11 protein-coding genes and 1 riboswitch are annotated in these 13969 nt (G+C 60.0%); of the genes, 3 read left to right on the top strand and 8 right to left on the bottom strand.

Going from position 1 to position 13969, the window contains the following annotated elements:
- Positions 1 to 68: 68 nt before the first annotated feature.
- The 3 genes from glyS to N4A58_RS09160 are packed head-to-tail and all read right to left on the bottom strand — an operon-like array spanning position 69 to position 3588.
- A complete protein-coding gene (gene glyS / locus N4A58_RS09170; RefSeq protein WP_293709020.1) occupies positions 69 to 2120 on the bottom strand; it encodes a glycine--tRNA ligase subunit beta in 2052 nt (683 codons plus the stop codon).
- On the bottom strand, positions 2120 to 2653 hold the full coding sequence (locus N4A58_RS09165; protein WP_072706856.1) for a DUF6446 family protein: 534 nt from the start codon (positions 2651 to 2653) through the stop codon (positions 2120 to 2122). The genes glyS and N4A58_RS09165 overlap by 1 nt, the downstream gene beginning before the upstream one ends.
- Positions 2650 to 3588 carry a glycine--tRNA ligase subunit alpha gene (locus N4A58_RS09160; protein ID WP_293709019.1) on the bottom strand — a complete coding sequence of 313 codons (939 nt, stop codon included), beginning with the start codon at positions 3586 to 3588 and terminating at the stop codon, positions 2650 to 2652. Before N4A58_RS09160 ends, N4A58_RS09165 begins: the two co-directional genes overlap by 4 nt.
- A gap of 158 nt (positions 3589 to 3746) precedes the next feature.
- Between N4A58_RS09160 and N4A58_RS09155 the strand changes: the two genes are divergently transcribed.
- The gene (locus tag N4A58_RS09155; protein ID WP_293709018.1) at positions 3747 to 5540 is read left to right on the top strand and encodes a serine protease; all 1794 of its coding nucleotides are present in this window, start codon (positions 3747 to 3749) and stop codon (positions 5538 to 5540) included.
- 21 nt (positions 5541 to 5561) lie between these two features.
- Here N4A58_RS09155 and N4A58_RS09150 read toward each other — a convergent pair whose 3' ends face one another.
- From N4A58_RS09150 to metZ, 3 genes are all read right to left on the bottom strand, one after another.
- On the bottom strand, positions 5562 to 7010 hold the full coding sequence (locus N4A58_RS09150; protein WP_293709017.1) for a TrkH family potassium uptake protein: 1449 nt from the start codon (positions 7008 to 7010) through the stop codon (positions 5562 to 5564).
- Between the two features lie 45 nt (positions 7011 to 7055).
- On the bottom strand, positions 7056 to 8159 hold the full coding sequence (gene folE2 / locus N4A58_RS09145; RefSeq protein ID WP_293709016.1) for a GTP cyclohydrolase FolE2: 1104 nt from the start codon (positions 8157 to 8159) through the stop codon (positions 7056 to 7058).
- A gap of 104 nt (positions 8160 to 8263) precedes the next feature.
- Positions 8264 to 9454 carry an O-succinylhomoserine sulfhydrylase gene (gene metZ, locus N4A58_RS09140; RefSeq protein ID WP_293709015.1) on the bottom strand — a complete coding sequence of 397 codons (1191 nt, stop codon included), beginning with the start codon at positions 9452 to 9454 and terminating at the stop codon, positions 8264 to 8266.
- A gap of 74 nt (positions 9455 to 9528) precedes the next feature.
- Positions 9529 to 9606, bottom strand: a riboswitch (SAM riboswitch).
- Positions 9607 to 9714: 108 nt separating this feature from the next.
- Between metZ and N4A58_RS09135 the strand changes: the two genes are divergently transcribed.
- Positions 9715 to 10425: a glutathione S-transferase N-terminal domain-containing protein gene (locus tag N4A58_RS09135; protein ID WP_293709014.1), complete on the top strand. Its 711-nt coding sequence runs from the start codon at positions 9715 to 9717 to the stop codon at positions 10423 to 10425.
- Here the strand turns inward: N4A58_RS09135 and N4A58_RS09130 are convergent.
- Together N4A58_RS09130 and N4A58_RS09125 are read right to left on the bottom strand one after the other, a co-directional pair.
- Positions 10422 to 11684: a VWA domain-containing protein gene (locus tag N4A58_RS09130; RefSeq protein ID WP_293709013.1), complete on the bottom strand. Its 1263-nt coding sequence runs from the start codon at positions 11682 to 11684 to the stop codon at positions 10422 to 10424. The genes N4A58_RS09135 and N4A58_RS09130 overlap by 4 nt on opposite strands.
- Positions 11685 to 11773: 89 nt before the next feature.
- Positions 11774 to 12685 carry a MoxR family ATPase gene (locus N4A58_RS09125; RefSeq protein ID WP_293709012.1) on the bottom strand — a complete coding sequence of 304 codons (912 nt, stop codon included), beginning with the start codon at positions 12683 to 12685 and terminating at the stop codon, positions 11774 to 11776.
- 318 nt (positions 12686 to 13003) lie between these two features.
- On the opposite strand from N4A58_RS09125, the gene N4A58_RS09120 reads away from it, so the two are divergent.
- Positions 13004 to 13963: a phosphoadenosine phosphosulfate reductase gene (locus tag N4A58_RS09120; protein ID WP_293709011.1), complete on the top strand. Its 960-nt coding sequence runs from the start codon at positions 13004 to 13006 to the stop codon at positions 13961 to 13963.
- Positions 13964 to 13969 lie beyond the last annotated feature (6 nt).

Below are 13969 nucleotides of genomic sequence, written 5' to 3'. Positions count from 1 at the left end.
AAATACTCCGGGGGTGTGGGGGCAGCGCCCCCAAGCACCTAGGCCGCCCCGCGCCGTTCAGGCGGGGTTTACCCCTCGATCCGGCCCAGATCGGCGACCTGACCGCACGTCTGACGGATCTGGCTCAGCAGGTTCAAGCGGTTCCGGCGCACGATCTCGTTGTCCGTATTCACCTGAACGGCCTCAAAGAACGCGTCGATCGGGGCGCGCAGCTCTGCCATCTGCCCCATCGCGGCGGCAAAATCTTCTGACGACAGGGCATCCTTGATCGCGCCGCTCGCAGCGGTCAGCGCATCGAACAAAGCCTTCTCTTCGTCCACCTCGGCAAATTTCGGATCGGCACCAAAGGAATACTCCACACCGTCCTTCTCTTCGGCCTGCGCCAGAATGTTGGCGGCCCGCTTGTAGCCCTGAACCAGGTTCACACCGTCCTCGGTGCCCAGAACGTCGGACAGCGCCCGCGCGCGCTTGACCAAGAGCGTCAGATCATCGGCCCCGTCCATCGCCAAACAGGCATCAATGATGTCGTGACGGATACCCTGATCCTTCAGGTAAACCTTCAGACGATCATGGAAGAAGGACAACAGATCGTCTTTCACTTCACCCGCCGCCGACAGATGATCTAGCAGGTTCATCCGCAGATCATTTTCCAGCAGCAGACGGATGACACCCAACGCAGCGCGGCGCAGAGCGAACGGGTCTTTCGAGCCGGTCGGCTTTTCGTCGATGGCCCAAAAGCCGGTGAGCGTGTCCAGCTTGTCCGCCAGCGCGACGGTCACCGATAGGGGCGCGGTGGGCACATCATCCGACGGGCCGAGGGGCGAGTAATGCTCTTGGCACACGCGCGCCACGTCCGCGTCATAGCCTGCCGCTTCGGCGTAATACCGGCCCATAAGCCCTTGAAGTTCGGGGAATTCATAGACCATCTCGGACTGCAGGTCAGCCTTGGCGATGCGTGCAGCGGTCTGCGCAGCCTCGACCTCGGCACCGGCCACGGGGGCCAGTTCGGCGGCCAAGGCAACGATGCGTTCGATCCGCTCTTTCTGCGAACCCAGCTTGTTGTGGAAGGTCACATTGCCCAGACCGTCCACCCAAGTATCCATGCCCGCTTTGGCGGTGCGCAGGTCATTCTCCCAGAAGAATTTCGCATCCGACAGACGCGCGGCCAGAACCTTCTGGTTGCCCGCAAGAATGGTCGCGCCGTTGTCGCGGGTCTCAATGTTCGCGACGGTGACGAATTTCTCGATCCGGCCGGTCTTGGGGTTTTTGACCGAGAAGAACTTCTGGTGCTCTTTCATCGAGGTTTGCAGAACCTCGGGCGGCAGGTTCAGGAAGTCTGCGCCAATGTCACCCATCAGGACGACGGGCCATTCGACCAGACCGGCGACCTCTGCCAGCAGGCCGCGATCCTCGACCACTTCCATGCCTTGGGCGAACGCCATATTGGTCGCGTCGTGCCAGATGGTCTCTGCACGCTCCTCGGGGTCCAGAATGACCTTGGCCTTTTTCAGCTTGGCGACATAGTCGTCAAAGCTGCTCACCTCGAACGCATCGCCGCCCATGAAGCGGTGACCACGGGTCGCGCGGCCCGAATTGATGCCGTCGATATCCAGATCAACAACCTCTGCCCCGTCTTCGCGGGTCAGCAGACAGATGATCGAGTGCAGCGGTCGCACCCAACGCAAGGAACCTGCGCCCCAACGCATCGACTTGGGCCAAGGGAAATTGCGAACGGTGTTTTCCAGAACCTCTGCGATGATCGCAGCAGCCTCGCGGCCGGGGGTCTGAATGGTCGCGAAATAGACCTGCCCCTTTTTCTCGTCGCGGATTTCGAGCTGGTCCATGGTGACGCCAGCGCCCCGCAGGAAGCCTTCGATCGCCTTTTCGGGCGCACCGACACGGGGGCCTTTACGCTCTTCTTTCAGGTCGGGCGAACGGTCCAGCACATCCTCGACCGCCAGCACCAGACGGCGCGGCGTGGCAAAGGCTTTGGCGTGGGCATAGGTCAAACCTGCCTCGACCATGCCGTCGGTCACTTTCTTTTTCAGATCTTCTGCGGCACGGGCTTGCATGCGCGCGGGGATCTCTTCGGAGAAAAGTTCAATCAGCAGATCGGGCATTAGTTCACGCTCTTCGGGGGTTCGGGGCAATCTTCGGGAACAGGATCGCCGTCATAGACGACTTCGCCGCAATGGTTCATCTGGTGCCAGACAAAGCCGCGGCCATCGGGCAGCACAGCGACCACTCGGTCGATGCCGTAGATAAAGTCACGCTGACCAAGAAAGGCGAGCGCCTCTCCGGATTCCAGCGCGGCGCCAAGGGCTTTGGCATCGAAACAGTCAAACCAGCCGGGGCCGACCAGAGGTTCGGCCTTGGGGTAGTCCTGATAGGTTTCGGTCAGCATCGACTGGGACAGCGGCGTTTCAAAACATGCGCGGTACCGTAGCGGGCTGCTGTCCGCATCAATGGCCTGAAAATTGTCGTAGACGATGCTTTCTGGAGCTTCGCTGACGATGCCCGTCAGGGTCACGTCATCTGTGCCGCTAGCCTCAACGGGTTCGTAATAGGCATAGACCTGCAAATAATACAGAGCCGCGCCCGCTACTGCGGCTGTCACACCAATCGCGCCCACGAGTAACTGCCCCGCTCTCATGCGGTTTCGGGCGTGTAGCCGCCCGCCTCGGTCAAGACAAAGGCATCTGCACACATTTTCGCCAAGGCGCGGACGCGGCCGATATAGGCCTGACGCTCGGTGACCGAGATCACGCCGCGCGCATCCAGCAGGTTAAAGATGTGGCTGGCTTTGATGGTCTGGTCATAGGCAGGGTGCGCCATGATGATACGCTTGCCTGTTTTGGGATCGACATGCTCTTGGCTCAGGATGCGGGCGCATTCGGCCTCGGCCTCTTCGAAGTGGCGCAGCAGGGTGTCGGTGTCGGCCACATCGAAGTTCCAGCGCGAGTATTCCTGTTCGGTCTGCTGGAAAACGTCACCATATTTCAGCGGGATCGGGCTGTCGGGATCGCTGTAGGGCATGTCCATCACGTGGTCGATGCCTAGAACGTACATGGCCAGACGCTCCAGTCCATAGGTCAGCTCGCCGGACACAGGGTGACAGTCATGGCCGCCAACCTGTTGGAAATAGGTGAACTGCGACACTTCCATGCCGTCACACCAGACTTCCCAACCCAGACCCCAAGCGCCAAGCGTCGGGCTTTCCCAGTCATCCTCGACAAAGCGGATGTCGTGCAGGTCCATATCGATACCAATCGCGGCGAGAGAGCCCAGATACAGCTCTTGCAGGTTCGGCGGCGACGGTTTGATAAGCACCTGATACTGATAGTAGTGCTGCAGACGGTTCGGGTTCTCGCCATAGCGGCCGTCAGTGGGACGGCGCGAGGGCTGGACATACGCCGCTGCCCATGGCTTGGAGCCCAGCGAACGCAGGGTGGTCGCGGGGTGGAACGTACCGGCACCGACCTCCATATCGTAGGGTTGCAGGACGGCGCATCCTTTGCTGCCCCAGTAATTCTGGAGGCGAAGGATGATTTCCTGAAAGCTACGGGGTTTTTCAAGCGGTGCTGACATGCTCATTCCTCTAGGGCTCGTGCGCAACACTCTCTAGTCGCGTAGGCGGTCAGGGTCAATTATATGACCCGCATTATTGACCTGCGGCCCGAAGGCAGATTTGTTGGGCATCAAAAGCGCGCAAGCGGACATAACAAAAGACTTTTCAAGGACACTGTATGAATCGGTATCTTTCGCTGATGACCAGCATTTCGGTTTTCGCCGCCACGGCAGCGATTTCCCAAGAAGTCGCATATATCCAGATCGAGGCTCAGCCCACCCTGAACGAGGCGCAATTCCGCGCGCAGGCCTATGCGGGTGCCCTGCCTCAGGTGAACGGTTTCTCTTTGGGATCAGGGTGGTACGCGATCACGTTGGGGCCATTTGCCCCCCAGCAGGCCGAGACGCTGCGCCGCGAATACCTGCGCACCGGACAAATCCCGCGAGATGCCTATGTCACCGATGGTCGCGAGTATCAGGATCAGTACTGGCCCGTTGGGGCGAACACCCAGCCAATTGGTGAACCGCCGGTTACAGGTGAACCCCTTGCCCCCACGGTCGAAGTCACCCCGCTGGACGACTTGCCCCAAACGGACGACGCCCCTGTCGCGCTCGAGCCCGAGGTGGTCGAAGCGCCAGCGCCCGTCATCATCGACGAGACTCCTTATCAAGCGCGCCAGAGCGAAGCCCTGCTGACCGCCGAAGAGCGCAATATGCTGCAAGTGGCGCTAAAATGGGCAGGCTTCTACGAAGGCCGGATCGACGGTGCCTTTGGCCGCGGCACACGTGGGTCCATGGCGAATTGGCAGGCCGCCAATGATTTCGAGCCCACAGGCATCCTGACCACCCTGCAGCGTGCCGAACTCTTGGCGCAGTACAACGCGGTTTTCGACGGGCTGGGTTTTGAGACTGTGCGCGACGACAAGGCGGGCATCCAGATCGACCTGCCCATGGGCGCTTTGCGCTTTGACGGCTACAGCCCACCCTTTGCGCGCTACCTGCCCTCGGGCGAGCCTGCGGTACAGGTCCACCTGATCAGCGAGCCGGGCGATGCCGCAACCTTGGGCGGTCTCTACGAGATCATGCAAACCTTGCAGATCATCCCGCTGGACGGCCCGCGCACCCTGCGCCGCAACGGTTTCACCATTGAGGGCATCAACAACGATATCGTGTCCTACACAGAGGTTTCGCTCGAAGGCGGAGAGATCAAGGGCTTTACCCTTGTCTGGCCTGCGGGAGACGAAGGCCGCCGTACCCGCGTTCTAGAACGCATTCAGGCCAGCTTTACGCGCATTCCCGGCATTCTGAGCGGCGCGCTGAACCTAGACGTCGCTCAGAGCCTTGATCTTGTCGCTGGCTTGGAAGTGCGCAAACCGGAGTTCGCCCGTTCTGGTATGTGGGCAGACGGGGCAGGTCAAGTCGTGACTTTGGCCGACGGTCTGGACACCTGCGCCAGCATCATGCTGGAGAGCGAGCATGAAGCGACCGTGGCCGCTGTGGATGCTGCCAGTGGCCTTGCGCTGCTACGCCCGATGGAGTCGCTGGTGCCCCCCGCCAAAGCGCTGCTGCAGAAGTCGTCGCCTCGTTTGCAGACAGAGATTGCAGTCGCGGGCTACAGCTTTGGCGGCCAACTCGGGGCGCCTTCGGTCACCTTTGGCACCATCGAAAATATGGAAGACCTGAGCGGTGATACGACACGCATGCGCCTGTCCGCTCACACCACTGAGGGCGATATCGGCGGTCCCGTTCTGGATATGAGCGGCGCTGTGATTGGCTTGCTGGTGCCCCAGAGCGACAGCAGCCGCGCCCTGCCCCAAGATGTGCGTTTTGCCGTCAAAGAAGCAGGACTTGAGGCATTCCTCGCGGCGCAGGGAGTGACATCCGAGGTCACAACCGATGTGGGCCGGATGGAAGCCGAAGACCTTCGTCTGGCAGCCAGCGATCTGACCGCGCTCGTTGAGTGTTGGAAGTAAAAACAAGCTCGGCGCGCCGCCTTAGGCGCGCCAGAACCGCGCGGTAAACAGGGTGTACACGGCCAAAAGCTCCAGCCGCCCCGCCAGCATTGCAAAACACAGCAGCCATTTGGCCACGTCGTTCAGCCCTTGGAAATTTCCTGACGGCCCAATCTCATCCCCAAGTCCCGGCCCGATATTCGCCAGAGCCGTCGCTGCGCCAGAGACCGAGGTGACCAAGTCCAGGCCAGTCAGGGACAGTGCGAGGGTGAGTACCCCAAGCGACACGATGAACATCACAAAATACGCCATGACAGAGTTGATGACGTCCTCGGAGATCGGGCGGCCGTCATAGCGCGGCAAAAACACGCCCGACGGCGCGTAAATCTGGCGGATCTGCACCTTGAGCGAGGCCAGCAGCAACTGATAGCGGAAAATCTTGATAGAACACGCTGTCGAGCCCGCGCAGCCACCGATCAGACCGATGAAAAAGAACATGGTGATTAGGAACGGGCCCCACTGCATGTAGTCCACGCTGGCGTAGCCCGTGCCGCTGATGATCGAGGTGATGTTAAACAGACCCTCACGTACCGCATCCTCCCAATGGTGGGGAAAGATGGAGGTCAGCACCAAGGTCGTCACGGCTGTCAGGGTGAAAATCACCAACAGAAATCCGCGCACTTGTGTGTCTTGCCAAATCGCACGGCTGTTTCCGTTCAGAAGCTGCACATAACGCACGAAGGGCAGCGCCGCGAGGATCATGAAAACAGAGGCCACGTATTCCGGTGCCCCCGAAAAGGTCCCGAAACTGGCGTCGTAATTCGAAAACCCGCCGGTCGAGATTGTGGTCAGCGAATGCACCGTCGCGTCAAAAGGGCTCATCCCCAGGACCAGGTAGCACAGCCCGCACACCATGGTCAGACCCAGATAGATCACCGAAATCTGCGCCGCGATAGCGCTGGCGCGGGGCAAAATCTTGCCCATTGTGTCAAAGGCTTCGGCGCGGAAAATCTGCATCCCACCAACGCGAAGTTCAGGCAGGAACACCATCGCGACCACAATGATCCCGATCCCGCCAAGCCATTGCAGCGTCCCCCGCCACAAGAGCAGACCCTTAGGCATCGTATCGAGCCCAGAAAACACGGTGGAGCCTGTGGTCGTCATACCCGAGGTCGCCTCGAAAAAGGCGTCAACAAACCTCGCGTCGGTTTCCCCCAGCATAAAGGGCAGCGCGCCGAACAGGGGCAGCACCACCCAGACGGCTGTAGTCAGGATGAAAGTTTGCTGAAGCGTCAGCCCTTCTTGGACCGCATTCGCACAAGCCAAGGCGAGCAACGCGCCGAAAGCCATTGTGATGAAAGCACTTTCCAGAAGAACGAAACGATGGCCGCGCCCTTCGGCCAGATCGACCAAAAAGGACGGGATCATGGTCACGCCAAGGGCCAGAACAAGCAGGCCGATCACATATCCGACGGGTCGCAGATCAATCATAACCGCGACCCTTGGCCCGAGCCCCCCGCGCTGTCAAGCGCGCTCTCAGCCGACGTGGAAGAGAGAGGCAAACATTTTCGGATCGATGGACGCGCTGGCGAAAGTCTCACCTTCGGTCAGGACGCTGACGGCATCATGGCTGTGAAGGCTTTCCTGATGGCTGGCGATCACACGGAAATCGCCAATGCGCGGATCATTCTGCATCTGCTCGCAGAAAAGACGCGCGGCATCCTCAACAAAGATCGGGTTGGCGGCATTCAGTTCGGCAAAGGCCTGTTCGTCCTCGCGCTTCACCATCACCTGCGTTTCCGTGGGCACGGCGTTGCGGCACAAACCAATCAGGTCTTCGAACCACAGACAATCCTGCCCCGGCTCTAGGACCACGGAGACCCGCGCGACAGAGCGCTGCGAGTGCGGTGTCGCCAGCTGACCGCGCATCATGCGAGCGTGCTCGGACAATTCCAACGAACATGGGCAGGTCGAGCTGTAGACGTAGTCGAGGTGCACGATCTTGCGACGCACACCGTTCTGCTCGATGAGTTCCAGTGCGATATCGTAATACTGGTAGCCCGACAGGCCAGAACGCAGGCTCTCGACCTTGACCGGGTAGCTCAGGCGCATCTGGATGCGGGCGTCAAAGCTCTCGAGGTCCGACTTGTAGTCGTCCAGAGCCGCTTCGATCACTTCAAAACTGAATGTCTCGTCCGCGTGTTTGTAGAAGCTGCGCATGATGCGGGACATGTTGATGCCCTTCTTCTCGGCATCAAGGCTTACTGTGCCGGTGACGCTGGTTTCCAGCATCAGGTCACCATTGTCACGGGTGTGGTACCGGATCGGGAGACGAAAATTCGAAATACCCACATGCTGGATTTGCTTGCGGGCCCCCCTGATGAGGCTCGACGGGCCGTTTTGCAGGTCCGGTAGGTCTGCGCGATACTCGGCATCAACCTCGAAATCCTGCGGATATACACGGGAAAGGACGGGGTAGTCCACCGGACGTGCTTCAGGCAGCAGGGCACGCAGCTCGGGGTCCAGAGCGGCAATCTCGGTGTCAGAGGCATGCACAGCCCAACGCCGGAGCACAGCCAAAGCTTCCTCTGCCTGACGCTCGGTCGGTTGCTGGTCCAACTCCGGAGTGTGAATATTCATGGACTTCGTCCCTCGCATTCTGGTGCCTAATACAATGTAGGAGCGCCGCTCCTACATTGCCATGATCGACCCATTATACGCCCCAACCGTCATGCTGGATCAGTTTACGCCTGCTCGAGTGCTTGCAGAACGTCGTTGATCAGATCCTGACTGTCTTCGAGGCCGGCGCTCATACGGATCAGTCCAGTGGTAATGCCCAGATGGTCCTTTTGTTCCTGTGGCAGGCGCTGGTGCGTTGTGGTGAACGGATGGGTGATGATGGTTTTGGCATCGCCCAAATTGTTCGAAATAATGCACACTTGCAGCGCATTCATAAAGCGGAACGCAGCATCGCGGCCACCCTTGATCTCGTAGGCAACCATGGTGCCGCCCGCACCCATCTGCGACATGCACAGATCATATTGCGGATGACTCGGTAGGCCAGGATAGCTAACACGTTCCAGCTTTGGGTGGCCTTTCAGCGCCTCTGCGATCGCTTTGGCGGTTGCCGCTTGCGCTTTGACACGCAAATCCAGCGTCTCCAGACCTTTCAGCATGATCCACGCGGTGAAAGGGCTCATCGCTGCGCCGGTGTGCTTCATGTAGGGTTCCAGCGTGCCGCGAATGAATTCCTTGGAGCCCAGAACCACGCCGCCCAATGCACGACCCTGACCGTCGATGTGTTTGGTGGTCGAGTAAACGATCACGTCCGCGCCCTGCTCGACCGCCTTGGAAAAGACCGGGGTCGCGAAAACGTTATCCACGACAACCAGCGCGCCAACCGCGTGGGCCAGCTCGGCGACGGCTTTCAGGTCCACCACTTCAAGGGTCGGGTTCGACACAGACTCAAAGAACACAGCTTTGGTGTCGGGACGGATCGCCGCCTTCCACTGCTCTAGATCGGTGCCATCTACGAATGTGGTTTCGACACCGTAGCGGCCCAGAATTTCTTCGATGATATAGAGGCACGAGCCGAACAGAGCCTTGGCGGAGACCACGTGATCGCCTGCCTTGAGCATCGACATCATTGCGCCGTTCACGGCAGCCATACCGCTGGCCGTGGCAAAGGCGTCTTCGGCCCCCTCGAGCGCGGCAATCCGCTCTTCGAACATTGCCACGGTGGGGTTGCCGTACCGAGCATAAATGAACTCGTCATCCCCGAGCGCGAGGAAGCGCTGCTCTGCGGCTTCGGCAGTGTCGTAGACAAAGCCTTGGGTCATGAAAATGGCCTCGGAGACTTCATTATACTGGCTGCGGCGCGTGCCTGCGTGCACGGCCTTGGTGCGAGCGCTCCAGTGCGAGGTGTCCTTTTTCATACCGTCTCTCCTTCGGCCCCGCGGGAGGAGAACGCGAGGCAATAAAAAATCCCCCGGTCGCGGTCAGCAACGGGGGACGCCCTATTCTGACCTCTTTAGCGGCTTGTTTAACGTGGCCCGCAATCCGGTAACAAAGCGCCACTTGGTGCCCGCATACGCGCCTTGGTCCGTTGCGTCAAGATGTCCGACAGGGTGGCAGCCTTGACGAGAGCGGGACAATCGCCACCTGATAAAGGCTGAGTTTGGCGGAGGAGACCCTGATGAGCGCACCGATTGATCTGTACTACTGGCCCACGCCCAATGGCTGGAAAATCTCTGTCGCGCTGGAAGAGTTGGGCCTGCCCTATCTGGTGCACCTGATCAACATCGGCGCAGGGGATCAGCACACCGACGATTTCAAATTGCTGTCGCCAAATGGCAAGATGCCCGCGATTGTCGATCCTGATGGGCCGGATGGCACGCCCATCAGCATTTTTGAGTCCGGAGCGATCCTGCAGTATTTGGCGCGGAAGACGGGGCAGCTGTACGGTCAGACAGAACGGGACCGGATCGCGGTCGACCAGTGGCTCATGTGGCAAATGGGCGGTCTGGGCCCCATGGCGGGCCAAGCGCACCACTTTCTGAAATACGCCCCCCAGATGGAGCCGCCGCAGGTGATCCCCTATGCCAAGGCCCGCTACCGCAAGGAAGTCGCGCGGCTTTATGGCGTGCTGGACGCGCAATTGGGGCAGCACCGGTATGTGGCAGGCGACTTCTATTCGATTGCCGATATCGCGATCTATCCATGGGCCAGCCTGTGGGAAGGGCAGCAGCAGACGCTGGGCGATAAGCCAAACCTGAGCCGCTGGCTCGAAGAGCTGGCCGCGCGCCCCGCGGTCGCCAAGGGAATGGCGTTGTATTTGGACAAACGCCAAGCCCTGCAGGCGAACAAAGCGGCCGTGCAAGGCATGTTCAAACCGGCGCCGCGCTAACGGTCTATGGACCGCATCGCAGCGAGCATCCGGTGCTTTTCGCCGCTGTCACCGGACAGGGCCTGTGCCAAACCTTCAATCGACGCGATGTTGTGGCCAGTGCGGAACACGTCCACATTGGGCAGGATTGCCTGAATGCCTGCAGCTTTGGGGGCGAACTCCTCCCACCGCAGGAGCGGGTTGATCCAGATGAGCTTGCGGGCGCTTCGGCCCAGCCGGCCTGCCTCGACCTGCAACAGATGCGGATCGCCGCGTTCCAGCCCGTCCGTGATCAACAAGACCACCGCCCCCTGCCCCAGCACGCGCCGAGACCAGTCGCGATTGAACCGAGCAAGCGTTTCACCGATGCGCGTGCCACCCTGCCAGTCCTGTGCCTCTGCCCCAGCCGAGGCGAGCGCGGCATCCACATCGCGCGCCTTAAGGTGGCGGGTGATGTTCGTAAGACGCGTTCCAAAGGTAAAGGCATGCACCTTGCCCCAGCCTGCACTGGCGTCATTGCTGATGGCATGCAGGAAATGGAGCATGGCGCGGGAATACTGGCTCATGGACCCCGAGATATCGCAGAGCGCCACCAAGGTCGGCGGACGGGTCCGCGGCGAAGAGCGCGGCAATTGCCCCAGTTCTCCTCCGTTGCGCAGAGCCGCGCGCAAACTGCGCCGCGCGTCGATCCGCGCCCCGTTGATCGATGGGCTGTGGCGTCGAGACATCAACGGCGGCACGGGCAAGCGCAAGGCAGCGATGCGGCGCTTGGCCTCGGCCAGTTCGGCTGCGGACATCTGTTCGAAATCCAACGTCCTCAGCCGCTCTTCCTGAGACATGGTGAGCGTCGATTTAACCTCGACCTCTTCTCCGGGGTCTTCGTCCTCTGCGCCTTCGGGGATGTCGGGGATTTCATCTTGGAGCAATGCCTGAGCTGCGCGCTTCTCCGCAGCCTGTGCTTTTCGCTCTTCTGACACGCCGCGAACCGAGGGCAGCATCATACTCATCATATGCTCTAGATAGCGCGGGTCGCGCCAGAACAGCCGAAAGGTCTGCGCAAAGACCAGTCGGTGCTCGGGCCGCGAGATGAAACAAGCGGCCAGCGCGTGATAGAAATCGGTCCGGCTGGTGAAACCTGCAGCACTGATCGCCTCGACCGCATCAATCACGCGTCCCGGTCCGACGGGAATCCCCGCATGACGCAAGGCCCGCGCGAAATGGGCGATGTTCTGCGCGAGCTTCGGGTTTTCCGGCAGGAGGAGCGGGATATATTCGGCCATCTAGCGCGGCATCCGTTGCAGGGGGGCTATCCGCCCCCCGACGCCCGAGAGGCGCCTCCCCCCGAGAGTATTTGGGCAAAGATGAAACATCACACCATCTCTTTTGCCTGAGCCTTCGCCTCTTCGAGCAGTCGCGAAGCTTCGGAGCCCTGAATACGTTGGATGTCGTCCTGATATTTAAGAAGGGCGCCAAGGGTGTCCGAGATGACTTCGGGCGTCAGCGAGATCACGTCCAGCGCCAGCAAGCATTTTGCCCAGTCGATGGTTTCCGCGACACCGGGCTTTTTGAAGACATCTTCGGTTCGTATGGATTGGACAAAAGCGATCACTTCTTTGGAGAGTTGCAGCGAGGCTTCGGGGACGCGCGCTTGCAGGATGTCCAGTTCGCGCTGCACATCGGGATAATCGACCCAGTGGTACAGACACCGGCGCTTTAAAGCGTCGTGGACTTCGCGTGTGCGGTTTGAGGTCAGGATCACGATGGGCGGTTCGGGCGCTTTGATCGTCCCCAGTTCAGGGATGGTTACCTGAAAGTCAGACAGCGCTTCGAGAAGGAATGCCTCGAACGGCTCGTCGGTGCGGTCCAATTCGTCGATTAGCAGGACTGGCGCTCCGGCCTCGCTAGGGCGCATTGCCTGCAGCAGCGGACGTTCAATCAGGTAGCCCGGTCCAAACAGCTCTTCCTGCAAGCCCTCGCGGGTTGACCCGCCTGCCGCCTCGGCGGTGCGGATCGCGATCATCTGAGCGGGGAAATTCCAGTCATATACGGCACTCGATGCATCAAGACCCTCGTAGCACTGAAGCCTGATCAACGGGCGCCCCAAGGCACGCGCCAATGTCTTGGCGATCTCTGTTTTTCCTGTGCCCGCTTCCCCTTCTAGAAAGAGTGGACGCCCGAGCCGAAGCGATAGGAAAACGACCGTCGCCAAAGCGCGGCCACACACGTAGTTTTCGCGCGCAAGACTTTCTTGCACCGCGTCGATGCTGTCCGGATATTCCATTCATGTCCTCCCTCACGGGGTCATTGCTGCATGGCAGGATAGACGGGTCAAGCCCGCTTTTGCGGTTGGCATTCCGACCTTGGTTGCATAGGGACGCCCGCAAAACTCACATATTTGCAAATACACCAGCATCACACGCATTACGTGTACACCGCCCAATTTCCACCCATTAAGGTCACATTTATAATACCTAAGGTCGCGTTAACCCCTTCTAATTTGTAAGCCAGCCTTTTATTTAACCTTCGTTTTTCGCAATTCTGCCTCAATCCCGCGGTAGTGCGGTCGTAACAAACAACGAAACCGACCCAAGAGAGCGCGATGCAAGACACAGCCAATGCATTCGATGATTCAATGCTCGACCTCTCGGATGACGAGTGGCTGGAACGCCTTGTCGAGATTGGCGAAGAGCACGGATACTTCCAGCCTTTGGGTGACGAGCATCTGGCAGTCTTCATCGACAAAAAACCACAGCTTCTGGTCACGTTCGAGACGCTGAACAGCGCGCAGACCTCGACCGATTTAGGGCAGCCCATGGGCTTTGATCTGGTTCGGGCTTTGGGCTGGTCGCACTTGGCGCTGATCAGTGACGGCGACACCTGGTTCCGCGCTGACCCTGTCTATGGACTGTTCGACCGACTGATTGATGACGGCTTCTTCGAAGAATTCGACAACGTGGTATTCTACGGCAAGGGCAGCTGTGGTTACGCGGCGGCGGCATTCTCGGTCGCCTGCCCCGGATCGACAGTGATCGCGATCCAGCCCCAAGCGACACTCGAGCCGCAACTCACCAACTGGGACGAACGCTTTCACCCAATCCGCATGACGTCTTTCACGGATCGCTATGGATTCGCCCCCGACATGCTCGAGGCTGCAGAGCGCGGGTACATCATCTACAACCCAGCAGACACCTACGACAGCATGCATGCGGCCCTCTTCCGGCGCCCCAACGTGACGCCCGTGCGTCTGCACCATATGGCCGACGACCTAGAGCATCATCTGGTAGAGATGCAGATCCTGTACCGGATGCTCGCCAAAGCGATGTCGGGCAAACTAGATCCCAACGCAATGCACCGATTGATGCGGGCGCGGCGCGAATACCTTGTTTATCTGCGGGCTCTGGCCTCGGATCTGCGGCAGCGGCGCCGAAACTCGTACGAAGCCTTGGTCCTGCGCAGCATTACCAGCCGGATGCGCGCCCCGCGACTGGCCCAGCGCCTGCGAGAGCTGGAAGCCGCCGCCGAACGGGGCCGCATTCACATCCCCGGCCAAGCATCCTGATCCTGC

The sequence above is a fragment of the Donghicola sp. genome (assembly GCF_025210255.1).
Classification (GTDB): domain Bacteria; phylum Pseudomonadota; class Alphaproteobacteria; order Rhodobacterales; family Rhodobacteraceae; genus Donghicola; species Donghicola eburneus.
Note: the sequence above shows the minus strand (reverse complement) of the source record. Positions and strands in the feature narration are given on the sequence as shown.